Source organism: Luteimonas sp. S4-F44 (genome assembly GCF_022637415.1).
Classification (GTDB): domain Bacteria; phylum Pseudomonadota; class Gammaproteobacteria; order Xanthomonadales; family Xanthomonadaceae; genus Luteimonas.
On record NZ_CP093340.1, the window covers coordinates 785,362 to 809,125 of the forward strand.

Below are 23,764 nucleotides of genomic sequence, written 5' to 3' on the forward strand. Positions count from 1 at the left end.
GGCGGCCGCAGCGGGGCCGGTGACAGAGCGCGACACGCCGCGGATTGTGTTGATTGCCGCGCTCGATCGCCATCGCGCGATCGGCGGCGGCAATGCGCTGCTGTGGCACCTGCCTGACGATCTGAAGCGCTTCAAGGCGTTGACGCTGGGCCAGCCAGTGCTGATGGGGCGCAAGACCGCCGAGTCGATCGGCCGCGCGCTGCCCGGTCGCCGCAACCTTGTGCTCACGCGTTCGGGCCGCGCACCGTTCGACGGCATGGAGGCGGTCGCGTCGCTCGATGCCGCGCTTGCACTGGCCGCAGACGATGGCGCCGATGCGCTGTGCGTGATCGGCGGCGGCGAGGTCTACGCGCTGGCGTTGCCGCGCGCCACACACCTGGCGCTGACCTGCGTCGATACCGAGGCCGATGGCGCAGATGCCTGGTTCCCGGCCTTCGACGCCGCCGACTGGATCGAGACCGCGCGGCAGGATCACGCCGTCGACGCGCGCCACGCGCACGCGTTCGCGTTCGTCGACTACCGCCGCGCCTGAGCCGCCGATACCGGTGGGAGCGCCGGTCGGTAGTGGCCGATGATGCGCCAGCGCAGCAATACGTTCTCCTCGCGCGTGCCACGGGCGATGTTGTGCAGCACCAGCGGTGTGCCGTCGCCGGCCTTGTGGTCGGACACGATGCCGATATGCAGCAGACCGTTGTCCAGGCGCCAGGCGACGATGTCGCCCGCGCGGTAATCGCCGCGCGCCTGCGCTACGGGTCGCGACCAGCCCTGGCGCGTGAACCAGGTCGTCTGGTTGGGCACGCGTCGGTGGTCGATGTGCGGGTCGGCGGCGAGGTGTCGCCACTGGCGCGGGTAGGCCTCGGGATGGGCGCGCTTGTCCTGATGGATGCGCTGCTGCAGGTCGATGCCCTGCGTGCGCAGTGCGCGCACTACGACATCGGTGCAGACGCCACGGTCGGCGGGCACATCGCCGCCGGGGTAGCCCAGGCGGACGTAAGCCGGGTCGTAGCGGACGGTGACCCCGACCTGACGGCGGGCGGCGTCGGCCAGTGGATGCGCGATCGCGGTCGCCGACAGCACCAGGCCGACCAGCGCGAGCGCTGCCAGCCGAGCTTGCAGGCGCGGACGCCGACTCATCTAGCCGCCGGCGGCACGTCGCGTCCGGGCACCTGGACGATGCGCAGGGTCTCGGCGTCGAGTTGCAGCGCGGTCAGCTTGCCGCCCCAGACCGCGCCGGTGTCGAGCGCGTGGATGCCGTGGCCGATGAACAGGCCCAGCGTCGACCAGTGGCCGCAGACGATCTTCAGGTCACGCTCGGCACGGCCCGGGACCTCATACCAGGGATAGAGCCCGGGCTGCTGGGTGCCGGGCGCGCCTTTTTCCTCGAATGCGATGCGGCCCTTGGGCGCGCAGTAGCGCATGCGGGTGAAGATATTGATGATCGCGCGATCGCGGTCGGGCCCGGTCAGGTTCGGCGACCACGCCGGGCGATCGCCGTACATGTTGCGCAGCAGCTTGCGGTAGCCGGGGCTGCGCAGCTTGCGTTCGATCTCGGCGGCGTGCTTCTCGGCCAGTTGGGTGGTCCAGCGCGGCGCCAGGCCGGCGTGCAGCATCATCCAGCCCAGCGAGCGGTCCACGTGCAGCAGCGGACAGGCGCGCAGCCAGTCGAGCAGCACATCGCGGTCGTGGGCGAACAGCACGCCGCGCAGATCCGGATTGACCTTGCGCTGGTCCTCCTCGCGACGCTCGGCGATCGCCAGCAGCGACAGGTCGTGGTTGCCCAGCACGCTGACGACGTTCTCGCGCAGCGAATGCACCAGCCGCAGCGTCTCGACCGATTCGCCGCCGCGATTGACCAGGTCGCCGCAGAACCACAGCCGATCGACGGCCGGGTCGAAGCGGATCGCCTCGAGCAATCGCGCGGTCGCACCGTAGCAACCCTGCAGGTCGCCGATCGCCCAGATCGCCATCAGTGCAGGGTACGCGGAACCGACAGCGTGAACGGCGGAATCGGCGCGTCGAAATGCGCGCCGTCGTCGCCGACCATGTCGTAGCTGCCCTCCATCGTCCCGACCGCCGTCGACAGCACCGCGCCGGAGGTGTAGGTGAACGCCTCGCCGGGTTCGAGCCGAGGCTGTTCACCGACGACGCCGTCGCCATGCACTTCCTCGACGCGACCATTGGCGTCGGTGATGATCCAGTGGCGCGAGACGAGCTGGGCCGGCAACCGGCCGACATTGCGGATACGGATGGTATAGGCGAAAACGTAGCGATCGTCGTCGGGCGTCGATTCCTCGTCGAGGAAGCGCGTCGCGATCTGGATTTCGAGGGTGTAGTCGGCAGTCTCGTCCATGGCCCGCTCAGTGTAGCGGGCGGCAATGAATGCTTCGACTATGTCGTGGCCGTATGGTTGGCCAGACGCACGAAATCGGCCACCGATAGCTGCTCGGCGCGTTGCTGGGGATCGATGCCGGCCGCGTTGATCGCCTCGGCCTCCATCGTGCCGCCCAGCGCGTTGCGCAGGGTCTTGCGGCGCTGGCCGAACGCGGCGCGGACGATGTCGGCGAAGCGCTTGGGATCGACGATGCCGATGCGCTCGGGCGCGCGTGGGACCAGCCGCACGACCGCCGAGTCGACCTTCGGCGGGGGCCGGAACGCGCCCGGGCCGACGACGAACAGCGCCGTGACCTCGCAGTAGGCCTGCAGCATCACGCTCAACCGCCCGTAGACCTTGCTGCCAGGCCCGGCGGCCATGCGCTCGACCACTTCCTTCTGCAACATGAAGTGCATGTCGACGATCGCAGCGGCATGCGCCAGCGCGTGGAACAGGATCGGCGAGGACAGGTTGTAGGGCAGGTTGCCAACCAGCCGGATCGGCGTGCCGTCTGCGAGCGCGGTCAGGTCGACGTCGAGCACGTTGGCATGGACCAGGGTCAACGTGCCATGCGCGGCCGCCTGCGCGGTCAGCGGCGCCAGCAGGTCGCGGTCGAACTCGATCGCGGTCAGGCTGCCGTGGCGGTCGAGCAACGGGAACGTCATCGCGCCCTGGCCCGGCCCGATCTCGACCAGGCGGTCGCCGGGCTTGGGGTCGATTGCCAGCACGATCTTGTCGACGACCCCGCGCTCGTGCAGGAAGTTCTGGCCCAGCGATTTCTTCGGGGGTTCGGTGAAGCTGCCGGAGGCGGCGGAGGATCGGATCATGGGACGCGTCGTAGAAAAAGAGGAAAAGTCAAAGCAGCCGGGTGCCGGGCGCGATGTCGCCGTCGGGAACGCACAGACGCACCTTGCCTTCGGCGTCGTGGAAGCCGGTGATCAGGCACTCCGACATCAGCGGTCCGATCTGCTTGGGCGGAAAGTTCACCACGCCCACGACCAGTCGGCCGACCAGCGTCTCGGGCGCATAGTGGTCGGTGATCTGCGCGCTGGACTTGCGTACGCCGATCTCTGGGCCGAAGTCGACCTGCAGCACGTAGGCCGGGCGCCGCGCCTCGGGAAACGCCTCGGCGGACACCACGCGCCCCACGCGCAGGTCGACGCGCAGGAAATCGTTCCAGTCGATCGGCGCGCCGACCGTCATGCCGCGGCCCGGCGATGGCGAGCGAGCGCCGCGCACTGGTCGATCGCGCAGAACAGGCTCGACGGGTCGGCGTGGCCGCTGCCGGCGAGCGCGAGCGCGGTGCCGTGGTCCACCGCGACCCGGGGATACGGCAGGCCCAGGGTCAGGTTGACCGCCGATTCGAAGCCGCTGTACTTGAGCACCGGCAGGCCCTGGTCGTGATACATCGCCAGCACCGCGTCGACATCGGCCAGACGTGTGGGCAGAAACGCGGTATCGGCCGGCAGCGGGCCGTCGAGGGTGAGGCCTCCGGCACGCAGCCGCGCCAGCAGCGGGGCGATGATGGCGCGCTCCTCGAAGCCCAGATGGCCATCCTCGCCTGCATGGGGGTTGAGGCCGAGCACCGCGATCCGCGGGGCCTGCAGCCCGAAGTCGCGACGCAATGCGGTGTCGAGGATGCGCAATACGCGCTCGAGCACGGGCGCGGTGACGGCATCGGCGACGGCGCGTAGCGGCAGATGGGTGGTCGCGAGCGCGACGCGCAGTTGCGGGTTGGCGAGCATCATCACGACATCGCAGTCGGCCTCGTCGGCCAGCAATTCGGTCGTGCCGGTGTAGGGGACGCCGCCGGCATTGATCGCCGCCTTGTGCACGGGGCCGGTGACCAGACCGTCGAAGCGGCCCTCGCGGCAGCCGGTCGCGGCGTGCAGTAGGGCATCGACGATGCTGCGCGCGTTGCGCGGGTCGGGTGCGCCGAAGGCGGGCACGTGCGCATGCGGAAATTCGATCAGGCGCAGCGTACCGGGGGGCACTTGCGGTTCTTGGGCATCGGCGAACGCGATCGGCAGCGCGATCGCGTCGGCGGCCTGGCGCAAGGCCTCGCGATCGCCGATCGCGACCAGGTCGGCGTCACAGGCGCGCCAGGCGGCGCGTACGCACAGCTCCGGGCCGACGCCGGCCGGCTCACCCGGCACCAGCGCCAGCCTGGGCCGGGTCATCGCTCAGCCGCCGTCACCGATCTCGGGATCGGGATTGGGGCCGATGCGAACGCTGACGTAGGCCTCGCCGCGCATCTCGCGCACGTAGCGGTCCCACTCGTCCTCGAGCTTGCGCTGACCGATGGCCTCGCGCGCCTGCGCACGCCGGTTGTTGTCGTTGCCGGCCGACTGGCGGCTGGCCATGCGCTGGACGATGTGCCAGCCGGCCTGCGTGCGGAACGGCTGGGAGACGTCGCCGTCGCCGAGTGCGGCGACCTGGCCGCCGAAGTCCGGGCCGAACTCGTCCTGGGTGAACCAGCCCAGGTCGCCGCCGTTGGCCTTGGTGGCGTTGTCTTCGGAGCTGTCGCGGGCGATCTGCGCGAAATCGGCGCCACCCACGATGCGCGCGCGCAGCGTGTCGGCACGCGCCTTGGCGGCGCTGTCGTCGTCGCCCTGCGCGCGGATCAGGATATGGCGGGCCTGGTACTCGGTGACCATGCCGGCGTCGCCGTTCTGGCTCGCGTCGCGCACGTCCACCAGCTGCAGCAGCTGGAAGCCGCTGGGGCCGCGGATCGGGCCGATGACTTGGCCCGGCTGCAGCGAAGTGACCGAGGTCGCGAACGCGGCCGGGATCTCGTCGGTCCGGCGCCAGCCCAGGTCGCCGCCTTCCAGCGCGTTCGGACTGTCGGAGTAGCGCACCGCCGCGGCCGAGAACTCCATTTCGCCGCGGTCGATCAGGCCCTTGATGCCGTCGATCTTCTGCTGGCCGGTCTGGATCTGCTCGGGCGTGGCGCCCTCGGGCAGCGCGACGAGGATGTGCGCCAGGCGGTACTGGGCGCCGCTGGCCTGCGCCGACAGCGCGGCATCGACCTCGGCATCGCTGACCGAGATACGGGTCTGCGCGAAGCGCTGGCGCATGCGCTGGATCAGCAGCTCGTCGCGCAGCGAGGCGCGGAAGTCATCGAACGACATGCCGTCGCCGGCCAACTGGCGGCGCAGCTGGTCCATCGAAAAGTTGTTCTGCTGCGCGATCGCGGCGATCGCCTGGTCGACTTCTTCGTCGCTGACGCGCACGCCGGTCTGCTGGGCACGCGCGGTCTGCAGGCGCAGCGTGATCAGCCGCTCGAGCACCTGGCGCTCGAGGATCTCCTGCGGCGGCAACTGGTCCTGACGGGTCGCGTACTGCGTGCGGATGTTGTTCACCGCACGGTCGAGTTCGCTGGCGAGGATCACGTCCTCGTCGACGACCGCGGCGATGCGGTCGAGCGGTTGCAGGGTCTGGGCATGCGCGGCGGCGGCGCACAGCACCACGGCGGCCGCGAGGGAACGGATCAGTGTCTTCATTGGCTCAGGCCGGGAGTGATGGATTCATCGTCGTCGCTGTTGCGCAGCTCCGACGGCGGCACGAGATAGAGGTCGTCACGGTAGTAGCCGAGAATAGCACGGCGCAGACGGCCCTCCGTGTCGGGGCCGGCCGAGCCCAGGCCCTTGAGTTCGACTTCGAACATGATGGCGTTGTTCAGCTCGCCCTGGCGGTTGCGCAGGTAGCGCCGGCCGACGACGCGGGCCGCCAGGCAGCAGCTGTCCCACTGCACGCCGGCCACCGCTTCGAGCAACTGATTGTCGGCGAGCGAGTAGTAGTAGCGCCCGACTAGGCTCCAGGTTGGATTGATCGGATACAGGAACGACAGGTCGGCCTGCTCGATCAGGTCGCTGCGGCGGCGGTAGGCGAAGTTGACGATACCGTCGTCGCCGATCAGGTAGCGGGTGCGGACACTGGCCAGGTCCTCGCGGCGGAACTTCGGGTCCCACTGGTAGCCGGCGCTGATCGTCCAGCGGTCGTTGATCGCATAGGTCGAGTCGGCGACCCACGCCGAGCGTCCGCGCTCGATCTGGGTCTCGTTGCCGACCATCACCCGCGAATCGTCCAGGTAGACGATCTGGCCCACGCTCGCGCTGAGCTTTTCCCGGCCGTCGGACTCGCGGATCAACCGCGTGCTCACCGCCAGCGTCACCTGGTTGGCGTCGGCCTGGCGGTCGGCGCCCGAGTAGCGGTTGTCACGGAACAGCTGGCCCCAGCCGAAGGTCAGTGGGCTGGTGTCGAACAGCGGCAGCGCCGACTGGTCGCGATAGGGCGAGTGCAGGTAGTAGATCCGCGGCTCGAGGGTATGCAGGTAGTCCTGGCCGCGGAACCGGGTGTTGCGGTCGAAGAACAGCCCGGCATCGAGCGAGGTGATCGGTTGGCTGCGGCTGGGCGCGGTGTCGCGCAGTTGGCCGAAGGCCGCCTGGTATTGGCCCTGCAGCGCGTCGGGGATCGGCTCACCGCCGATGCCCAGCGCGCTGCGCGCCCGCTGGTCGGCGATCGAGTCGGCCAGCTCCCGGTCCAGCCCGTAGGCGGTGTGCCGCCAGGCGAGGGTGGGACGCAGGAACCAGCTCGGGCCCTCGAGCGGCATCGAGATATAGGGCTTGAGGTCGACCCGACTGCCGCCAGGTTTGGCGACGTCGTCGATGTGCGAGAACCGGGTCGCAGTAGCGTTGACGCCGGCAGTGAACCAGCGGCCGTACGGTCGTTCCCAGGTGAAGTAGGTGTGCGGCAGGCGGTTGTAGGGCAGGATCGACTCGGGCAGCGTGTAGTCGGTCAGCATCTGGTAGTCGGCCAGCACACCGGCGTTCCAGTAACCCTGCGGGCCCGATCGTCCCTGGCCGAAGACACCGAGCTGGCTGATGCCGCTGATCGACGAGATGCCGTCGACATTGTTGCTGGAGTCTTCCAGATAGCGCGGGTCGCTCATCCAGGTCAGATTCGCGCGGGCCTGCCAGGTTGGATTGAGGTCGGCCGAGCCGCTGAAGCTCAGGAACCCGCGGTCGTCCTTGCGGCGGTTCTCGGCGATCGGTACCTGGGTCTGCTCGAGCTCGCGCTCGCGGCTGGCGAGCTTGTCGGACGGCAGGTAGGCCACGTCGAGCACGCCGCGGGTGGCGTCGGTCATGAACCGGAACTCGGTGCCCAGTTGCAGGCCGCGCTTGCTCATCCAGCGCGGCTCGAGCGTCATGTCGTAGTTCGGCGCCAGGTTGAGATAGATCGGCTGCGAATAGTCGAAGCCGTTGCGGCTGGATTGCGAGATCCGCGGATAGAGCAGGCCGGAGATACGGCGCTCGTCGATCGGGAAGCGGAACCAGGGGATGTACAGCACCGGTACCTTGCCCACGCGTAAGGTCGCGCTGCGGGCGGTGCCCATACCCAGGTCGGTGTCGACGTCGATCTGCCGGGCCTTGAGTTCCCACCAGCGGTCGCTTGGCGGGCAGGTCGAGTAGGTCGAGCCCAGCAGCGCACCCTGGGCGCCCTCCATGCGGATGTGGTCGGCGCCGCCGTTGCCGCGCCGGGCCGTGAGCTGGTAGCGCACGTTGTCCATGCGGTAGGCCTCGGCCACGGTGTCGCCCTGCAGCTTGTCGGCGACCACCCGCATGCCGGCGTCCTGGTAGCGGACGTTGCCATCGGCCACGAAGGTGCCGTCTTCCTCGGAATAGTCGAGGTCGTCGGTCCCCAGGAACTGGTCGCCGCGGCGCAGCGTGACGTTGCCCGAGAACGTGCTGTTCTCGCCGGTGACGCCTTCGAAGGCATCGCCGTCGATGTCGGTGGGCTGTTTTTCGCGGTCTTCGACCGAGCCGACCGGCGCCTGGGCGTCGGCGAACGCCGGGACGGCATCCTCGATCGGGCACAGCGCCCAGTAATTGGGGCGTGGCAGGTCGTCGGCCTGGGCCGTGAGCGACAGCGCGATGCAGAACGGAAGGGGCAGCAGGCGGAGGGCGGGGCGCACGGTCGATCCGTTCGGCCAAAACGGGCGCCAGCATGCCGCATCCCTTGTGCAGCGGCAATGCAGCCCCTCGGCCTTCCGTTCACGTCCGCCGGCGCGGCCGGGCGCTCAGCTGGTCAGGGCCTGAAGGTGCGCGACGGCGCACTCGCGCAGGGCCTGCAGGTCGTAGCCGCCCTCGAGCATCGACACCAGGCGCCCCTCGGCATGGCGGTCGGCCAGCACGACCAGTTCGCGGGTCAGCCAGGCGAAGTCCTCGGCCTCGAGCTCGAGTTGGGCCAGCGGATCGAGGCGATGGGCGTCGAAGCCGGCCGACACCAGCACCAGTTGGGGGGCGAACGCGTCGATCTCCGGCAGGATCCGCTCCCGCCAGGCCTCGCAGAAGCGGGCACTACCGGTGCCTGGCGCCAGCGGGATGTTGACGATGTTGCCGACCCCCCGCTCGCGGCGCAGGCCGGTATCGGGGAACAGCGGCAACTGGTGCGAGCTCAGGTACTGCACCCGCGGCTCCTGCTCGAAGATCGCCTGGGTGCCGTTGCCGTGGTGCACGTCGAAATCGACGATCGACACCCGCATCAGCCCGTAGCGCTCCAGCGCATGGGCCGCGGCGACGGCGATGTTGTTGAATAGGCAAAAGCCCATCGCGATGTCGGCGGTGGCGTGGTGGCCGGGCGGGCGCACGGCGCAGAACGCCCGGCGCAGCTCGCCGTTGCAGACCAGATCGACCGCGGCGACGCCCGCGCCAGCAGCATGCAGCGCGGCCTGCGCCGAGCCGGGCGACAGTACGGTGTCGGCGTCCAGCGGGATGCGTCCGGTCGGCTGCGATTCGAGCACCGTCTGCAGCAGGGTCTCGTCGTGCACCCGCAGCAGTTGCCCCCGGGTGGCGGCCGGGGCCTGGCGCAGATCGAGGTCGGGGAACGCGGCCCGCAGCGCCTCGATCACCGCGGCCAGCCGCTGCGGCCGCTCGGCGTGGTCGGGGCCGGTGTCGTGGTCGAGGCAAGCGGCGTGCGAGAACACCGGCACCTGCCGGTCGTCGCCGCCGAAGCCGATCGGATGGTGCATGTCAGGCGCGCCGCCGGGGCTGCCACAGCACCTCGCCGTGGCCGTCGCCGCGGGCGAGCACCCGGGCCAGCACGAACAGCAGGTCGGACAGGCGGTTGAGGTAGCGCAGCGCCTGCGGCCGGACCGTCTCCACGCGCGACAGCGCGACGGCCTCGCGCTCGGCGCGGCGCACGATAGTGCGGACGAGATGGCAGCGCGCCGCAGCCTCGCCGCCGCCGGGCAGGATGAAGTCGCGCAGCGGCGGCAATGCGGCGTTGTGGCGGTCCAACTGCGCCTCCAGGTCCGCGACGTCCGCATCCTCGATCGCGGCGTGGCCGGGGATGCACAGCTCGCCGCCCAGGTCGAACAGCCGGTGCTGGAGCGCGGTCAGCAGCGCGCGCACGTCCTCGGGCAGCGGCGTGGCGAGCAGCAGGCCGAGGGCCGAATTCGCCTCGTCGACAGTACCGTAGGCCGTTACCCGCAGCGCGTCCTTGCCGGTCCGGCTGCCGTCGCCCAGGCCGGTCGAGCCATCGTCGCCGGTGCGGGTGTAGATCCTGGAGAGGCGATGGCCCATCGCGTGCTCAGTCGGCGCCCAGCGCGCGGGCCGTCGCGGACCGCGGCACGACGCGCGCCAGCACCAGGTGGGCCATGATTGCGGCACCGACATAGAGGGTGGTCGTCCACAAATAGGCCGGCAACCAGTCGGTGTAGTTCTTCCACCAGCCGGCCAGGGTCGGCGCCATGACGCTATCGCTGATCCAGTAGAAGCTGCCTTGCGCCACCAGGTGGCAGAGCGCGACCGACACGATCAGCGCGGCTGCGAACCTGGCTAGCGCCACAGCGGCACGTCCACCGCGGTATCCGCGTAGCCAGGCCCCGCCCATCCACAGCGCGAAATGCGCCGGGATCAGGCACCAATAGGCCGGCGATACGCAGTAGTGCTGCCAGAACGACAGGCCCTGGGCCTGGATGACGAGGGCATCGATCGCCACCGCCAGGACCATCAGCGCCGGAAATGCCAGACGTGTCCAAGGCCGCAAGTAGAGGCCGCCGAGGAAGAACACCGCCCAGGAGGCATCGGGAACCGCTGCGAAATGGTGCACGCGGGTTGCGGCCATCAGCAGGGCCAGCGAGGCGAGGATCGTGGCGCGGCGGGCGGTGGCGGACATGCTGCGGCTCCCGGCGGAGACGGATGAGACGGGCATTCTATCGGAGCGTCGGTCAGGCGGCGTGGCACGGCATACCGGGCCGAACGCTTATCATCACGCCATGAACCATGCACATCAGGTCCTGATCGTCGGTGGCGGGCTGGTCGGTGCCAGTCTGGCGATCGCACTCGATCGCGCCGGCGTCGACACCGGGCTGGTCGAGGCGACGCCGCCCGAGTCGATGCCGGCGGTGTTCGACGAGCGGAATCTCAGCTTCGCCGAGGCCACGGTCAACGCGCTGACCGCGCTGGGCGTGCTGCAGAAACTGCAGATGCCGCCGGGCCCGATCCGCCGCATCCATGTCAGCCGCCAGGGCGATTTCGGCCGTCTGCGGCTGGACGCCGCCGACTACGGTCGCGAGCAGTTCGGGCAGGTCGTCGTCGCACGCGATTTCGGTCAGGCGCTGGAGTCGCGGCTGGGCGAGCTGTCGCGTCTGATCCGCTATCGGCCCGCGCGTTTCGTCGGGCTGGAGCCGGAGATCGACGGCCGGCGCATCGCGCGCATCGCGGGCAGTGAAGGCGAGCAGCGGATCGGCGCGGCCCTGGTCGTTGCCGCCGATGGCACGGCGTCCGCCGTCCGCGCGGCATTGGGCATCGACACCCAGGCGCACGACTATTGCCAGGACCTGTTCGTCGCGCGACTGCGCACGGCGCGGGCGCCGGACGGCAGCGCGTTCGAACGCCTGACCGACGCCGGCCCGACCGCGCTGCTGCCGCGTGGAGATCGCCACTACGGTCTGGTGCACGGCGTCGATCGTGACGCCGCCGACGCGGTCGCCGCCCTCGACGACGCTGCGTTCCTGACCCGCGTGCAAACGGCATTCGGCTGGCGCGCGGGCCGGTTCGACGCCGTCGGCCCGCGGAGCCGCTACCCGCTGCGCCGTGTCGTCGCCGAGCGCACCACCGCCGCACGCGCGGTGCTGGTCGGCAATGCGGCGCAGACGCTGCATCCGATCGGCGCGCAGGGCTTCAACCTCGGGCTGCGCGATGCGCTGACCCTGGCCGAACTGGTCGCCGACGGCGGCGATCCCGGCGCGCCGGCGTTGCTGGCGGCCTGGGCGGCGCGCCGGCATGAGGACCGCACACGCACGCTGGCCTTCTCCGACGGCCTGGCGCGGCTGACCGCCAACCCGTCGCCGCTGCTGCGCCCGCTGCGCAGTGCCGGGCTGCTGGCGCTCAATGCCGATCGCGGCCTGCAGGCGATGCTCGCCGGCGGCGCAATGGGCTACCGCGGCGACGTGCCGGCGCTGTGCCGAGGGGCCAGAGCATGAGCCGGCGCGGCGTCCGCGACGTCGTGGTCGTCGGCGGTGGTGTGGTCGGCGCGGCCTGTGCGCTGGCGCTCGCCGGCCAGGACCTGGACGTGGTGCTGGTCGAGGCCAGGCCGCCGGCCGGCTGGACGCCGGCCGACCCGGACCTGCGCGTCTATGCATTCGCGCACGACAACGCGCGGCTGCTGGCGCAGGTCGGCGCTTGGGACGCGGTGCGCGCCGCACGCGCGCATCCCTACCGGCGCATGCGGGTCTGGGACGCTGGCGGTGGCAGCGAACTGGTCTTCGACGCCGATACGCTGGGCATGCGCGAGCTGGGCTGGATCATCGAGCACGGTCTGCTGGTGGATCGGCTCTGGGCGCGGCTGGCCGCAGCCGGGGTCGAGGTGCGCAGCCCGGCGACGGTCGAGGCGCTGGACACGGCCGCAGGCTCGGTCGCGCTGCGGCTGGCCGACGGCCCCCGGATCGAGGCGCGATTGGCGATCGCCGCCGACGGCGCCGGCTCGGCACTTCGCCGCCTGGCCGGGATCGGTGCGCAGGCCCACGACTACGGCCAGAGCGGCGTGGTGGGATATGTGCGCGGCGAGCAGCCGCACGAGGACACGGCCTGGCAGCGCTTCCTGCCGACCGGCCCGCTGGCGCTGCTGCCCTGCGGCGACGGCAGCTGTTCGATCGTCTGGACCTTGCCGGCCGACGAGGCCGCGCGCGTGCGCAGCCTGGACGATGCCGCGTTCGCCGACGCGCTGACGCGCGCCGCGGAAGGGCGCTTCGGGCGGCTGACGCCGGTCTCGGCGCGGGCGGCGTTTCCGCTGCGTCGCCAATTGGTCGACAGCCAGCACGCCGGGCGCGTGCTGGTGGTCGGCGATGCCGCGCATGTGGTCCATCCGTTGGCCGGGCAGGGCGTGAATCTGGGACTGCGCGATGTGGCCGGCCTGGCGGAGACGGTGGCGCAGGCCCGCCGCCGTGGCGCGGTCTGGGACGCGCCGCACCGGCTGGCGCGCTGGGCACGTACCCGGCGCAGCGACAACACCGTCGCGGCCTACGCGTTCGACACCATCAACCGCGTCTATTCGACCGACGCGCTGGCACCGACGCTGCTGCGCAGCCATGCGCTGGGCATCGCGCAGGCGCTGCCGCCGCTGCGCAAGCTGCTGTGGGCGCGCGCCGCCGGTCGCTGAGCCGGCGCGGCGTCGCCTGCCTGCGGACGGCGACCTGCGCGGCCGCGTGGCTGGGCGCGGGGCCTGCGCGCGCGCTGCAGCAATGTCCTGCGATCAGCGACGACGCGGGCCTGTTCGTGTTTCTCGGGGGCGCCTGCCTCGTGCTGGCGGTCGTCGTCGGCAGTGCGGTGCCCTGGATGACGTTCCGCAGGCTCCGCGGGCGGCGGGCCGCCGTGGTCGCCTTCGGGATGCTGCTGGCGATCGTCGCGATGCTGGCGATCTGGGTCGCGGGCATCTGGGTCTGGGGCGCCTGGGCGGTCATGCGCTGCTGACTGGGCGATACCCGTTGTCGCGTCAGTCCGCCGGGGCGTGCGCCTTGCCCGTCCGCAGGCGGCGGATGCCCGACATCACCGCGACCGCCAAACCGCCGGCGACCACACCTACGACTGCGTTGATCAGCGTTGGCACCAACGCGCCGAGCACGGTTCCGACGGTCGGCAATGCGCCCAGGCCGGTCGCCGCTTCTTTGATCCAGGTCGACAGGTCGTGGAAGGCGTGGGTGATGATGCCGCCACCGACCAGGAACATCGCCGCGGTGCCGACGATCGCCAGGCCCTTCATCAACCAGGGCGCGGCGCGCAGGATCGCGCGGCCTGCCGCCTGCGCCGCTGCCGAGGTGCGGCGGGTCAGCGCCAGGCCGGCGTCGTCGAGCTTGACGATGCCCGCGACCAGGCCGTAGACCCCGGCGGTCACCAGCGCCGAGATGCCGACGAGCACGCCCAACTGGGTCGCGAACGGCTGACCGGCGACCGTGCCCAGGGCGATCGCGATGATTTCGGCCGACAGGATCAGGTCGGTGCGCACCGCGCCGCGGATCTTCTCGCGCTCGAACGCCACCGGATCGACATCGGCCGCGGCCAGTGCCGCGGTCCGTGCGGGTTTGTCGGCATCGTCGCGCGCGCGGTGCACGAGCTTGTGCAGGACCTTCTCGAAGCCCTCGTAGCACAGGAACAGCCCGCCGGCCATCAACAGCGGGGTGACCAGCCACGGCAGCCAGGCGCTGATCGCCAGCGCGCCGGGCACCAGGATCAGCTTGTTGCGCGCCGAGCCCTTGGCGACCGCCCAGACCACCGGCAGTTCGCGATCGGCCTGCACCCCGGTGACCTGCTGCGCGTTGAGCGCTAGATCGTCGCCGAGCACGCCTGCGGTCTTGCGCGCGGCGACCTTGGTCATCAACGCGACGTCGTCGAGCACGGTGGCGATGTCGTCGAGCAGGGTCAGCAGGCTAAAGGCCATCGCCAGGACGCCGAAAAAGGAAGGTCGGCGCGCAGTATCCGTCAACGCGGTGAGCGCGCAATCACGCGCTCGGGGACGTCACCGGGCCAGTGCGTAGGCGGCGAGCGCGAAGGCCAGCGCCGCGGCGGTCGCGGCGGCCACGGCCAGCCGGTTGGACAGCACCAGCCGGCGCTCCAGGCGCTCGGCGCCCAGTTGCAGCACCTCGATGGTCTTCTGCATGTCGGCGGCGAGCTTGGCGATCGAGTCGGCGTTCTGGCTCGCCGCGTCCTGCAGTTCGCCGATCTGCGCGTCGATCACATCGAGCCGCCGCTGCTGGCCGAGGTCGGCCTGGGGCGGCGTGCGGGTGAAGATCGGCCGTGCCAGCCGCACGATCTCGGGCAGGTAGGGGGCGACGGCGGTGATCCAGCCTGCGGCCATGGGGTGTCCTCCGGTGCGCGTCTACTCGACGCTGGCGTAGACCGTGATCTCTTCGCGGTCGTGGTAGAGCTGGCGGGCGCGCAGCGTCAGCGTCGCGTGCTCGCCGGCGTTGTTGGCGAACAGGTCCAGCGCCAGCAGTGTTTCCTGCCAGCGCTTCTTCATCGGCAGCTTGAGATTGAAGATCGCGTGCCGGCACCAGCCCTCGCGGAACCAGGTGGCCATGCGTTCGGCTACGCGGCGCGGCTGTTCGACCATGTCGCACACCAGCCAGTCGACCGGGCCGACGGGCTGGTAGCGGAAGCCGTCGACGCGGTGGTGGTCGACCAGGCCGGTGTCGAGCAGGTCGGCCTGCATCGGCCCGTTGTCGACTGCGACCACCCGCATGTGCTCGCGCGTCAGTACCCAGGTCCAGCCGCCGGGGGCTGCGCCCAGATCGACCGCGCGCATGCCGGGCTTGATGCGGGCGTTGCGCTCGCGCTCCGTCAACAAGGTCATGAAGGCCTCTTCGAGCTTCAGCGCCGAGCGCGACGGTGCTTCGGTGTGCGTGCGCAGGCGCGGGATGCCCATCGCCCACGGGGCGCTGTCGCCGACGACCGATTGCGCGATGAACGCGTGGGTACCGCTGACGAAGAAGACATGCAGGCGCGGGAAGCGCGCCTCGTCCTTCTGACTCAGGAAGCCGCGCTTGCGCAGCGCCGGACGCAGCGCGTTGCCGAAGCTACGCGCCAGGCCGGCGAGCTGCTTGCCGTCGTCGGAGTCGGGATGCTCGACGATCAGTTCGCCATGACGTCCGCGGCCCGCCAGCGCCTCGAAGATCGGCGTGATCCGGTCGCTCGGGTCCAGATCGCGCAGCTCCGCCAGCAGCATCAGCTTCTGGCGCGCGAAGATCAGTTCGCGGAACGGCAGTTCGTGAGTCAGGGCCGGGCCGTTGTCGGAATGGAACAGCACGTAGCCGTCGCCGCGCCTGGCCTGCGCATAGCCGGCGACGTGGACGCCGGCCGCGCGCTCGGTCAGCTCCGCGGCGAGATCGGATTCGAAGCCGGGGCGGCAGTAGCACAGCAGGCCGCTGACCGGCGGCGCGGTGTCGAGGTCCGGCTGGACCGGGTCGATGTCGTGCATGTCAGTACTTCGCTCCTTCGGATTCGCCGTAGGTGCGCAGCACCGTGCAGGCCTCGTCGCGCAACAGGTCGCGTACGACCGCAATGCCCCGCCCGGTCAGGGCGCCGACCCAGTCGTCTGGCAGCGGGCCTTCATCGAATGGGGTCAGCGCCTCGACGTCCTCGGCGCGCGCGCCGATCAGCAGCCGGTCGATGCCGGCCCACACCGTGGCGCCGTAGCACATGCAGCAGGGCTGCGAGGAGGTCGCAAGCGTCACCGGGCCGATGCGATCGTTGAGCCGCGGCGTCTGCAGCCGTTGCTGCGCCAGCATGTAGGCCATCGTCTCGGCGTGGGCGACCGAGCAGGTGTGCGGCATCACCCGGTTCACGCCGACCGCGATGATGCGGTCCTGGCCGTCGAAGACCGCGGCACCGAACGGACCACCGCTGGCGGCCTCGACATTGCGCCGCGACAGCGCGATCGCGAGCGCGACCTTGGCCTCGTCGCCGGGATAGGCGCGCGCCGTGTCGACATGCTCGTGGACCCAGGCGGGCAGGGTGAGGTGGACTTGTGCGTACAGCATTGCAGATACCTTGGAAGAAGCCAGGCGGCGAAGCCGCGGTCAGCGCGTGTGCACGCGCATCGGCGCCGCTTCGCAGCGGTTGGAGACGCAGCGGCAGGCCTCGATCTCGCGGAAGCCGCAGACCGAGGCCAGGCCGCGCGCGGCGCAGTCGGCTGCGACGGCCTGCGGATCGACCGCGGCGTCGCGATGGACGCAGGCCGGGTAGACGCCGCAGCAGTTGCCGACATTCTTGATCGCGCAGTCGGCATCGACGTTGCAGCCGGTGTCGGGGGCGAGCGGGTTGCCGGCCCCGACCGACAGCGCCGGCGGCGCGCCGGCGGGCACGCCTGCCGGCGGCGTGCTCGGTGCCTGCGGCGCGGCACAGGCACCGAGCACGAGGACCGACACGAGGGCGCAGAGGCCGAACAGCAGGGCGCGCAAATGATTCATCGGCGCGATGGTACCGCTCTGGCCCCGGTGGCGTGTCGAGCGCGCACGGCGGGCGCGCATCGACACGTCCCGACCATCAGCCGCCGGTCTTGGCCGATGTCCAGACGTCGCGCAAGGTGACGCTGCGGTTGAACACCGGTTTGTCGCTGGCGTGGTCGTAGCGGTCGGCGACGAAGTAGCCCAGCCGCTCGAACTGGAACGCCTGCTCGGGCGCGGCCTGCGCGGCGGCCGGCTCCACGTAGCCGGTGGTGCTGCGCTTGGAATCAGGGTTGAGATGGTCGCGGTAGGTCTTGCCGGTGGATTCGTCGTCGGGCTTTTCGACGACGAACAGGCGGTCGTAAAGTCGCACCTCGGCTTCGACCGCATGCGCCGCACTGACCCAGTGGATCGTGCCCTTGACCTTGCGGTTGGCGCCGTCCATGCCGGGCCGCGACTCGGGATCGAGCGTGCCGCGCAACTCGACGATCGCACCGTCGGCGTCCTTGATCACCCCGTCGACGCGCACGATGCCAGCGCCGCGCAGGCGCACCTCGCCACCGGGCACCAGTCGCTTCCAGCCCTTGGGCGGCACTTCGGCGAAATCCTCGCGCTCGATCCACAGCTGCCGCGAGAACGGCACCTCGCGCGTGCCCTGCGCCTCGTCCTTGGGATGGTTGGGGAAGGTCAACGTTTCGGCATGGCCCTCGGGCAGATTGGTCAGCACCAGCTTGAGCGGGTCGATCACCGCCATGCGCCGCGGCGCGCGCGCATCGAGGTCGTCGCGCAGTGCACCTTCGAGCACCGAGAAGTCGATTACCGAGTTCTGCTTGCTGATGCCCACCCGGTCGACCAGCAACCGCAGGCTCGACGGCGTGTAGCCGCGGCGGCGCAGCCCCTGCAGGGTGTACATGCGCGGGTCGTCCCAACCGTCGACCAGGCCGTCAGCGACCAACTGGGTGAGCTTGCGCTTGCTCATCACGGTGTAGTTGATGTTCAGGCGCGAGAACTCGATCTGGCGCGGCTTGCCGGCCACCACCGGGAGGCCGCGTGCGCTCAAGGATGCGAGCAGTTCGGGATGTGCGGCCAGGTCGACCCGGTCCACGACCCAGTCGTACAGCGGGCGATGGTCCTCGAATTCCAGCGTGCACAGCGAATGGGTGATGCCTTCCACCGCATCGCCCAGCGCGTGCGCATAGTCGTACATCGGATAGATCGGCCAGGCATCGCCGGTGTTCTGGTGGGCGAGGTGCTTGATCCGGTACAGCGCCGGGTCGCGCAGGTTCATGTTGCCGCTGGCCATGTCGATCTTCGCGCGCAACGTGCGTGTGCCGTCGGCGAACTCGCCGGCGCGCATGCGCCGGAACAGGTCGAGGTTTTCGTCCACGCTGCGGTCGCGGAACGGCGAGTTCCGGCCCGGCTCGGTCAGCGTGCCGCGGTACGCGCGGACCTGCTCGGCAGTCAGGTCGCAGACGAACGCATCGCCCTGCGCGATGAGCTTCTCGGCGGCCAGGTAATAGACCTCGAAATAGTCCGAGGCGTGGCGCAGTTCGGCCCAGTCGAAGCCCAGCCAGCGGACGTCGTCCTCGATCGCGCGCACGAACGCCAGGTCTTCCTTCTCGGGGTTGGTGTCGTCGAAGCGCAGATTGCATCGCCCGCCGAACTCGTCGGCGATGCCGAAATCCAGGCAGATCGCCTTGGCGTGGCCGATATGCAGATAGCCGTTGGGCTCGGGCGGGAAACGGGTCCGGACCGTGCTGTGGCGGCCGCTGGCGAGGTCCTCGCGGACGATCTGCCGGATGAAGTCCTGGCGCACCGGAGCGGCGACATCGGTGGGCGGGGCGGCGGATTCGATCGGACCTGCGGACATGGGGCGGATGGCTCGGGAGATGCGGAATGAACTGCGCAGTGTAGCGGACCGCTCGGCAGCGCCGGCGGTGGCCGGCTCGGCCCAGGAGGACGCGCTTCTGTGACCGCGGGTGACATAATGTTGTGACGGAGTACGGATTTCCGACGGGAAGGAGCAGGATGCAGCGCGACAGCGAGAACGCGCGCGGGCGGCGTGTGGGCGACGACGTGTCGGCCGAACGCCGGCGTGTGCGAAAGGGCCCGCCGATGATGAGCAGCGAACGTGCGCGTGCAATTCCCGGCCACGGTTGGGTGCTTGCCGGCTGCCTGCTGCTATTGCTGGGCCTGTTCGTCGCGCTGGTCGCCTCCACCCAGTTGCGGCCGGGCGAGCGCCGCGCGGTCGAGATCCTGGTGCCGGCGCCCGATGCGGCGCCCGATGCGGCCCCCGGGGCGCAGGCGCGCCTGCGCTTCACGCTGCCGAGCGGCGATGCCGCCGGCGGGCGCTGGGCGCTGTGGTTTCCCCGCGAGATGGTCGAGGGGCTGCAGTTGCGTGCGGCCGATGGTTGGCGCAGCGAGCTGCGCGGCTTCTTCCAGGTCGGCGATGACGAGGGCATGTTGCCGACCGGCTACGGCTTCGTGCTGCCGGAGTGGCAAGGCCCGGTGGAACTGACCCTGCATGCCGATCGGCCGCTTCCGGCGACGATGCGGCCGGTGCTGGCCCGCGCCGTCGACGTGCGGCGGATCGAGCGCTCGGGCGTCGCGCTGGCCGGTGCGGTCTATGGCGGCCTGTTGGCGCTGGCGGCGATGGCGCTGGCGCTGGCGCACGCCTCGCGCGACCGCCTGTTCGTGGGCTTCTTCGGCTATGTGGTGGTGCTGGTGCTGCTGCTGCAGGCACGCAATGGCCATCTGTACGGATTGCCCGGCGCGTCGCTGCTGGGGGCGTGGCGCGAGCAGGGCGTCTCGGCACTCGCGCTGCTGTATGCGGCCGTCTGGCTGTCGCTGGTGCGCGCCTACGCGATGCCCGGACGGCGCGACCGTCTGGTGGCCATCGTCCGCGTGCTGGGGGGTGTGCTGACGGCGCTGGCCGCGGTCTGCGCCCTGCGCTTGCCGGCGCTCGATGCCGTCATGGAACGCATCACCGCCTACGGCTGGCTGCTGGCGGGGATCGCCGGACTGGCGATGCTGGTCGATGGCGTACGCCGCGGCGTCGCCCTGTCCGGCTGGTTGCTGGTGACCGCCTTGGTGCCGGTCGTCGCCGGCGCTTGGGCCGCCCTGGTCCGACACGGGCTCGCCGCCGACGTCCCGCTCGTCCACCTGGGCTATCAGGGCGGCGCGGTGGCGTTCGTGCTGGTGTTGGGCCTGGCTTTGGTGCAGCGGATCGGCGACTACCGCGATCAGCGCGACCGCGACCGGATCGCGCGGCTGGAGACCGAGCGCCGCATGCGAAGGGAGGCTGCCCGCGCGAATCTGTCGGCGGCCCTGCAGGCCCAGCTCGATGGCCTGGACGCGGGCGACCTGCCGGCGTGCGGCTTCCGCTTGCTGGTCGAGCACTTGATGCCGCTGGTGCCTGCCGAGTCGTGTGCGGTGATGCTGCGCGGCTATCTCGGTGTGGATCAGGTCTTCGTCGAGCCGGCCGGGGTGGCTGCGCGCGTCGAACGCAGCCTGGCCTCGCGCGAGCAGGCCATGCGCCGGCTGGCCGTCGCCGGGGTGGCGACCCAACAACCTGCGCCGGAAGAGGGGCGCGGGCCGGCGATCGAGGCGTGGGTGCCGCTGCAGATGCGCACGCCGGTCTGGGGCGTGCTGGTGATGCGCCGCGCCGGCGACGCCGGGTTCTTGCCTGAGGACATGGCGCTGATCGCCGAACTGCTGCGGCTGGTGCAGCAACACGTCGACCAGGCGGCGGCCGCGCTCAAGCTGCGCCGCTCGGCCGAAATGGACGCGCTGACCGGCACCATGAACCGCCGCATGCTCGACCAATGGGTGGCGCGGATCTTCGCCGACGCGGTGCGCGACGAACGGCCGGTCTCGGTGCTGTTCGTCGACCTGGATCACTTCAAGTCGGTCAACGACCGCTACGGCCATGCCTGCGGCGACGACTGCCTGCGCCGGGTCGCCGCCGCGCTGCAGGGGGCGTTGAGCGACGGCGCGGTGTTCGGCCGCTATGGCGGCGAGGAGTTCATCGTCGTGCTGCCGGGCCTGGAGGGCGCCCGGGCCCGGGTCATCGGCGAGCGCATGCGCATGGCGGTCGAGGAGGTCGATGTCCGGCACGAGGGCGCGCGCGTCGGGCTGTCGGTCAGCATCGGCATCGCGACCCGACGCCGCGGCGAGCGCACCGCCGCCGAGACGCTGGCGCGCGCCGACAAGGCGCTCTACGCCGCCAAGCACGAGGGCAGGAATCGCGTCCGGATGGCGCCGGCGGTCTTCGCCTGAGGTGCCGGCCGGGAGCAGGGCGCTGCTACGCTGCCGCTCCCCCATTGTTGGATCGGTGCCATGCACGACGTTCCTGCCGGCCGCGCCGCACTTGCGAGCATGTTGGTCGGCGCCGTGCTGATCGGCAGCAATGGCCTGATGGTGCGCCTGGCCGGTACGCCGCCGACGATCTCGGCGTTCTACCGCATGCTGTTCGCCGGCGCGCTGCTGACGCTCTGGGTCGCGCTGCGCCGCGATTGGCGTCCGATTCCCGCGCGGCTGTGGTGGCTGGCGCTGTTGCCTGCCGCCGCGTTCGCGGCCGACCTATGGCTGTGGCATCGCAGCATCCTGCTGATCGGCCCCGGCCTGGCGACGCTGCTGGCCAATGCGCAGGTGTTCTTCATGGCGCTCGCCGGGATGGTGCTGTTCGGTGAACGGCTCGGACCGCGCTTTCTGGGCGGCATCGCGCTCGCGTTTCTTGGCCTATGGCTGCTGCTCGGCGCAGACTGGGCCACGCTGCCGGCCGACTATCGCTGGGGCGTGTGGCTGGGGCTGGGCACCGGCCTGTGCTACGCGGTCTACAACGTCGGCTTGCGCCAGGTGCAACGCGCCGGACAGCGGCTGGCGCCGCTGCGGGCCGCGCCGATCGCACAGGTGTTGGCGCTGGTATCGCTGCTGTGCGCGGTGCTGCTGGGGCTGGCGGGCTGGGCGGAGGGCGTGTCGTTCGCGATCCCGAGCTGGCGCGCCCTGGCCTGGCTGCTGGTGCTGGCCGGGCTGGGGCACTGCCTGAGCTGGATGCTGATCTCGCGGGCGATGCAGCAGTTGCCGGTCGCGCTGGTGGGCCTGTTGTTGCTCGCCCAGCCGGTGTGCGCGTTCGTGCTCGACCTGGTGGTGCTGCAGCGGCCGACGTTGCCGCGGGAATGGCTGGGGCTGGCGTGCACGCTGGCCGGCATCTTCCTCGCCGGGCTGAAGGGCCGCGATCGTGCGCGGGCATCGCCGCCGCAGCGCCCTTGAACCCTGGGTCGGTATGCCGCATCCATGAGGAGCGGCGACCGGCCGCATCCGCAGGAGGATTCGACGATGCTGGGAATCGGAGCGTGGAAGCAGCGCCTGCCGCGGGCGCAGGACGCGCTGCCCGGCCGCGACACACCGCTGCCGCTGCACAACGCGCATGCCGTGCACGGCCGGCCGCTGCGCGATGCGTTCGCAGGTCTTGAGCAGGTGCAGTTCGGCATGGGCTGCTTCTGGGGCGCGGAGCGCAAGTTCTGGTCGTTGCCAGGCGTGGTGACGACGGCGGTCGGCTACGCCGGTGGGCTCACCCCCAACCCCACCTATCGCGAGGTGTGCTCGGGCCAGACCGGCCATGCCGAGGTCGTGCTGGTGGTCTACGACCCGGCCCAGGTCGCCTTCGAACATCTGCTGCAGCTGTTCTGGGAAGGCCACGATCCCACCCAGGGCATGCGCCAGGGCAACGACGTCGGTACCCAGTACCGCTCGGCGATCTACTGCAGCACCGCCGACCAGCATGCGTTGGCGGTGCGCAGCCGTGATGCCTATCAGGCGCGGCTGCAGGCCGCGGGCTATCCGGCGATCACCACTGAGCTGGTGGGGCCGCCTGCGCCGACGTTCTACTACGCCGAGGACGAGCACCAGCAGTACCTGCACAAGCACCCTGGCGGCTACTGCGGGCTGGGTGGCACCGGCGTCGCCTGCCCGGTGGGCGTGGCGCTGTAGCGGCGCCTGTACGAGTCCGGCTCAGGCGGCGCGCGCCGCCGTCGGGTCGAGCAGGCCGGCCGGCAGCGCGCGCAGCGCCTCGGCCAGCCGCAGCAGGAAATCGTGCATCGCCGAACTGCGGCGCCACACCATCGCGATCCGCCGCGTCGGACGGGTATCGCTGAAGTCGAGCAGGTGCAGATGCGGCGACGGCGCCACCGGCGGTTTGGTCGCGAGCACCGGCAGCAGGGTCACGCCGACGTTCGCGGCGACCATCTGACGCAGCGTCTCCAGGCTCGTGGCGCGGAACTCGGCATGCTCGGCGGCGCCCGACAACCGGCACACGTCCAGTGCCTGCTCGCGCATGCAGTGGCCGTCCTCGAGCAGCAACAGCTTCTGCTGCGACAGGGCCGGCAGGTCCAACTGGTTCTGCGCGGCCAGCGGATGGCGGTCGGAGACTGCGAGCACGAACGGCTCCTCGAACAGGAACTGGGTGTGCAGTTGCTCGTCGTCGAGCGGCAACGCAAGGATCGCCGCGTCGAGCCGGCCGTCGTGCAGCCGCGACAACAGCACGTCGCTCTTCTCCTCGATCAGCAGCAGTTCGAGCTCGGGGAACCTTGCGCGTACCAGCGGCACGGCGTGCGGGAGCAGATAGGGCCCGAGCGTGGGAAACACGCCGAGCCGGATCGAGCCGGCCTCGGGATCGGCACTGCGCCGCGCGACGTCTTTCATCTGTTCGATGTCGGCGACGATCCGCCGCGCGCGCTCGGCGATCTGCTGGCCGGTCGGGGTCAGCATGACCTTGCGCGGCGCACGCTCGACCAGCGCCACGCCCAGTTCCTCTTCCAGCTTGCGGATCTGCGTCGACAGCGTTGGCTGGCTGACAAAGCAACTGGCCGCGGCGCGGCCGAAATGCCGATGCTCGGCCAATGCGACGAAGTAGCGCAGATCCCGCAGGTTCATCGCTGCGCGCTCCGGTGGCC

24 protein-coding genes and 1 pseudogene are annotated in these 23,764 nt (G+C 70.7%); 7 read left to right on the forward strand and 18 right to left on the reverse strand.

What is annotated here, in order from left to right:
• The first annotated feature begins 19 nt into the window (after positions 1 to 19).
• Positions 20 to 532, forward strand: a complete 513-nt coding sequence (locus MNO14_RS03500) for a dihydrofolate reductase (protein WP_241945407.1) — start codon at positions 20 to 22, stop codon at positions 530 to 532.
• On the opposite strand, the gene MNO14_RS03505 is transcribed toward MNO14_RS03500, so the two are convergent.
• The 11 genes and pseudogenes from MNO14_RS03505 to MNO14_RS03555 form a co-directional block, all read right to left on the reverse strand.
• The gene (locus MNO14_RS03505) at positions 517 to 1,134 is read right to left on the reverse strand and encodes a DUF1287 domain-containing protein (protein ID WP_241945408.1); all 618 of its coding nucleotides are present in this window, start codon (positions 1,132 to 1,134) and stop codon (positions 517 to 519) included. The two genes, MNO14_RS03500 and MNO14_RS03505, sit on opposite strands and share 16 nt — an antisense overlap.
• Before the next feature lie 11 nt (positions 1,135 to 1,145).
• Positions 1,146 to 1,967 (reverse strand): annotated as a pseudogene (locus MNO14_RS03510) (symmetrical bis(5'-nucleosyl)-tetraphosphatase); the annotation flags it as partial.
• A complete protein-coding gene (apaG, locus tag MNO14_RS03515; RefSeq protein ID WP_047137325.1) occupies positions 1,967 to 2,350 on the reverse strand; it encodes a Co2+/Mg2+ efflux protein ApaG in 384 nt (127 codons plus the stop codon). The gene apaG and the pseudogene MNO14_RS03510, both read right to left, overlap by 1 nt.
• A gap of 38 nt (positions 2,351 to 2,388) precedes the next feature.
• Entirely contained in the window at positions 2,389 to 3,198 is an 810-nt protein-coding gene (rsmA, locus tag MNO14_RS03520) for a 16S rRNA (adenine(1518)-N(6)/adenine(1519)-N(6))-dimethyltransferase RsmA (RefSeq protein WP_241945409.1), read from the reverse strand.
• 28 nt (positions 3,199 to 3,226) lie between these two features.
• A complete protein-coding gene (locus MNO14_RS03525) occupies positions 3,227 to 3,574 on the reverse strand; it encodes a tRNA-binding protein (RefSeq protein WP_241945410.1) in 348 nt (115 codons plus the stop codon).
• Positions 3,571 to 4,551 (reverse strand): 4-hydroxythreonine-4-phosphate dehydrogenase PdxA, encoded by a 981-nt coding sequence (gene pdxA / locus MNO14_RS03530; RefSeq protein ID WP_241945411.1) that lies wholly within the window; start codon positions 4,549 to 4,551, stop codon positions 3,571 to 3,573. The genes MNO14_RS03525 and pdxA overlap by 4 nt, the downstream gene beginning before the upstream one ends.
• 3 nt (positions 4,552 to 4,554) lie before the next feature.
• Entirely contained in the window at positions 4,555 to 5,874 is a 1,320-nt protein-coding gene (locus MNO14_RS03535; RefSeq protein WP_343226410.1) for a peptidylprolyl isomerase, read from the reverse strand.
• Positions 5,871 to 8,345 (reverse strand): LPS-assembly protein LptD, encoded by a 2,475-nt coding sequence (gene lptD / locus MNO14_RS03540; RefSeq protein ID WP_241945412.1) that lies wholly within the window; start codon positions 8,343 to 8,345, stop codon positions 5,871 to 5,873. The genes MNO14_RS03535 and lptD overlap by 4 nt, the downstream gene beginning before the upstream one ends.
• 105 nt (positions 8,346 to 8,450) lie before the next feature.
• The gene (locus tag MNO14_RS03545) at positions 8,451 to 9,362 is read right to left on the reverse strand and encodes a histone deacetylase family protein (RefSeq protein WP_241946248.1); all 912 of its coding nucleotides are present in this window, start codon (positions 9,360 to 9,362) and stop codon (positions 8,451 to 8,453) included.
• Between the two features lie 40 nt (positions 9,363 to 9,402).
• Entirely contained in the window at positions 9,403 to 9,954 is a 552-nt protein-coding gene (locus tag MNO14_RS03550) for a cob(I)yrinic acid a,c-diamide adenosyltransferase (protein ID WP_241945413.1), read from the reverse strand.
• Between the two features lie 7 nt (positions 9,955 to 9,961).
• Positions 9,962 to 10,549 carry a hypothetical protein gene (locus MNO14_RS03555; RefSeq protein WP_241945414.1) on the reverse strand — a complete coding sequence of 196 codons (588 nt, stop codon included), beginning with the start codon at positions 10,547 to 10,549 and terminating at the stop codon, positions 9,962 to 9,964.
• A gap of 100 nt (positions 10,550 to 10,649) precedes the next feature.
• Between MNO14_RS03555 and ubiH the strand changes: the two genes are divergently transcribed.
• Genes ubiH through MNO14_RS03570 form a run of 3 tightly spaced genes read left to right on the forward strand, consistent with a single transcriptional unit; the run spans position 10,650 to position 13,344 of the window.
• Entirely contained in the window at positions 10,650 to 11,858 is a 1,209-nt protein-coding gene (gene ubiH / locus MNO14_RS03560) for a 2-octaprenyl-6-methoxyphenyl hydroxylase (protein ID WP_241945415.1), read from the forward strand.
• Positions 11,855 to 13,033 (forward strand): FAD-dependent oxidoreductase, encoded by a 1,179-nt coding sequence (locus MNO14_RS03565; protein WP_241945416.1) that lies wholly within the window; start codon positions 11,855 to 11,857, stop codon positions 13,031 to 13,033. Before ubiH ends, MNO14_RS03565 begins: the two co-directional genes overlap by 4 nt.
• Positions 13,009 to 13,344 (forward strand): hypothetical protein, encoded by a 336-nt coding sequence (locus MNO14_RS03570; RefSeq protein ID WP_241945417.1) that lies wholly within the window; start codon positions 13,009 to 13,011, stop codon positions 13,342 to 13,344. Before MNO14_RS03565 ends, MNO14_RS03570 begins: the two co-directional genes overlap by 25 nt.
• Positions 13,345 to 13,366: 22 nt before the next feature.
• Here the strand turns inward: MNO14_RS03570 and MNO14_RS03575 are convergent, their stop codons facing one another.
• From MNO14_RS03575 to MNO14_RS03600, 6 genes are all read right to left on the reverse strand, one after another.
• The gene (locus MNO14_RS03575) at positions 13,367 to 14,308 is read right to left on the reverse strand and encodes a DUF808 domain-containing protein (RefSeq protein ID WP_241945418.1); all 942 of its coding nucleotides are present in this window, start codon (positions 14,306 to 14,308) and stop codon (positions 13,367 to 13,369) included.
• 78 nt (positions 14,309 to 14,386) lie between these two features.
• Positions 14,387 to 14,725: a hypothetical protein gene (locus tag MNO14_RS03580; RefSeq protein WP_241945419.1), complete on the reverse strand. Its 339-nt coding sequence runs from the start codon at positions 14,723 to 14,725 to the stop codon at positions 14,387 to 14,389.
• 21 nt (positions 14,726 to 14,746) lie between these two features.
• Positions 14,747 to 15,844, reverse strand: coding sequence for a 23S rRNA (cytidine(2498)-2'-O)-methyltransferase RlmM (rlmM, locus tag MNO14_RS03585; RefSeq protein ID WP_241945420.1), 1,098 nt, complete (start codon positions 15,842 to 15,844; stop codon positions 14,747 to 14,749).
• Position 15,845: 1 nt separating this feature from the next.
• On the reverse strand, positions 15,846 to 16,406 hold the full coding sequence (locus MNO14_RS03590; RefSeq protein ID WP_241945421.1) for a nucleoside deaminase: 561 nt from the start codon (positions 16,404 to 16,406) through the stop codon (positions 15,846 to 15,848).
• A gap of 39 nt (positions 16,407 to 16,445) precedes the next feature.
• The gene (locus MNO14_RS03595; protein WP_241945422.1) at positions 16,446 to 16,835 is read right to left on the reverse strand and encodes a hypothetical protein; all 390 of its coding nucleotides are present in this window, start codon (positions 16,833 to 16,835) and stop codon (positions 16,446 to 16,448) included.
• 76 nt (positions 16,836 to 16,911) lie between these two features.
• Positions 16,912 to 18,681, reverse strand: coding sequence for a glutamine--tRNA ligase/YqeY domain fusion protein (locus MNO14_RS03600; RefSeq protein WP_241945423.1), 1,770 nt, complete (start codon positions 18,679 to 18,681; stop codon positions 16,912 to 16,914).
• 248 nt (positions 18,682 to 18,929) lie between these two features.
• On the opposite strand from MNO14_RS03600, the gene MNO14_RS03605 reads away from it, so the two are divergent.
• The 3 genes from MNO14_RS03605 (at position 18,930) to msrA (ending at position 22,802) form a co-directional block, all read left to right on the forward strand.
• Positions 18,930 to 21,089: a GGDEF domain-containing protein gene (locus MNO14_RS03605; RefSeq protein WP_241945424.1), complete on the forward strand. Its 2,160-nt coding sequence runs from the start codon at positions 18,930 to 18,932 to the stop codon at positions 21,087 to 21,089.
• Positions 21,090 to 21,149: 60 nt separating this feature from the next.
• The gene (locus tag MNO14_RS03610) at positions 21,150 to 22,082 is read left to right on the forward strand and encodes a DMT family transporter (RefSeq protein WP_241945425.1); all 933 of its coding nucleotides are present in this window, start codon (positions 21,150 to 21,152) and stop codon (positions 22,080 to 22,082) included.
• Positions 22,083 to 22,148: 66 nt separating this feature from the next.
• Positions 22,149 to 22,802, forward strand: a complete 654-nt coding sequence (gene msrA, locus MNO14_RS03615; RefSeq protein WP_241945426.1) for a peptide-methionine (S)-S-oxide reductase MsrA — start codon at positions 22,149 to 22,151, stop codon at positions 22,800 to 22,802.
• Positions 22,803 to 22,823: 21 nt separating this feature from the next.
• Here the strand turns inward: msrA and MNO14_RS03620 are convergent, their stop codons facing one another.
• Positions 22,824 to 23,744 (reverse strand): LysR substrate-binding domain-containing protein, encoded by a 921-nt coding sequence (locus MNO14_RS03620; RefSeq protein ID WP_241945427.1) that lies wholly within the window; start codon positions 23,742 to 23,744, stop codon positions 22,824 to 22,826.
• Between the last annotated feature and the right edge of the window lie 20 nt (positions 23,745 to 23,764).

Coding starts and splice junctions, on each gene's coding strand:
- MNO14_RS03600 (WP_241945423.1), bottom strand. CDS start 18,681: ATGTCCGCAGGTCCGATCGAATCCGCCGCCCCGCCCACCGATGTCGCC.
- rsmA (WP_241945409.1), bottom strand. CDS start 3,198: ATGATCCGATCCTCCGCCGCCTCCGGCAGCTTCACCGAACCCCCGAAG.
- MNO14_RS03590 (WP_241945421.1), bottom strand. CDS start 16,406: ATGCTGTACGCACAAGTCCACCTCACCCTGCCCGCCTGGGTCCACGAG.
- MNO14_RS03505 (WP_241945408.1), bottom strand. CDS start 1,134: ATGAGTCGGCGTCCGCGCCTGCAAGCTCGGCTGGCAGCGCTCGCGCTG.
- apaG (WP_047137325.1), bottom strand. CDS start 2,350: ATGGACGAGACTGCCGACTACACCCTCGAAATCCAGATCGCGACGCGC.
- MNO14_RS03620 (WP_241945427.1), bottom strand. CDS start 23,744: ATGAACCTGCGGGATCTGCGCTACTTCGTCGCATTGGCCGAGCATCGG.
- MNO14_RS03525 (WP_241945410.1), bottom strand. CDS start 3,574: ATGACGGTCGGCGCGCCGATCGACTGGAACGATTTCCTGCGCGTCGAC.
- MNO14_RS03565 (WP_241945416.1), top strand. CDS start 11,855: ATGAGCCGGCGCGGCGTCCGCGACGTCGTGGTCGTCGGCGGTGGTGTG.
- MNO14_RS03605 (WP_241945424.1), top strand. CDS start 18,930: ATGAGCAGCGAACGTGCGCGTGCAATTCCCGGCCACGGTTGGGTGCTT.
- MNO14_RS03575 (WP_241945418.1), bottom strand. CDS start 14,308: ATGGCCTTTAGCCTGCTGACCCTGCTCGACGACATCGCCACCGTGCTC.
- MNO14_RS03610 (WP_241945425.1), top strand. CDS start 21,150: ATGCACGACGTTCCTGCCGGCCGCGCCGCACTTGCGAGCATGTTGGTC.
- MNO14_RS03550 (WP_241945413.1), bottom strand. CDS start 9,954: ATGGGCCATCGCCTCTCCAGGATCTACACCCGCACCGGCGACGATGGC.
- MNO14_RS03595 (WP_241945422.1), bottom strand. CDS start 16,835: ATGAATCATTTGCGCGCCCTGCTGTTCGGCCTCTGCGCCCTCGTGTCG.
- ubiH (WP_241945415.1), top strand. CDS start 10,650: ATGAACCATGCACATCAGGTCCTGATCGTCGGTGGCGGGCTGGTCGGT.
- rlmM (WP_241945420.1), bottom strand. CDS start 15,844: ATGCACGACATCGACCCGGTCCAGCCGGACCTCGACACCGCGCCGCCG.
- msrA (WP_241945426.1), top strand. CDS start 22,149: ATGCTGGGAATCGGAGCGTGGAAGCAGCGCCTGCCGCGGGCGCAGGAC.
- MNO14_RS03535 (WP_343226410.1), bottom strand. CDS start 5,874: ATGAAGACACTGATCCGTTCCCTCGCGGCCGCCGTGGTGCTGTGCGCC.
- MNO14_RS03555 (WP_241945414.1), bottom strand. CDS start 10,549: ATGTCCGCCACCGCCCGCCGCGCCACGATCCTCGCCTCGCTGGCCCTG.
- pdxA (WP_241945411.1), bottom strand. CDS start 4,551: ATGACCCGGCCCAGGCTGGCGCTGGTGCCGGGTGAGCCGGCCGGCGTC.
- MNO14_RS03580 (WP_241945419.1), bottom strand. CDS start 14,725: ATGGCCGCAGGCTGGATCACCGCCGTCGCCCCCTACCTGCCCGAGATC.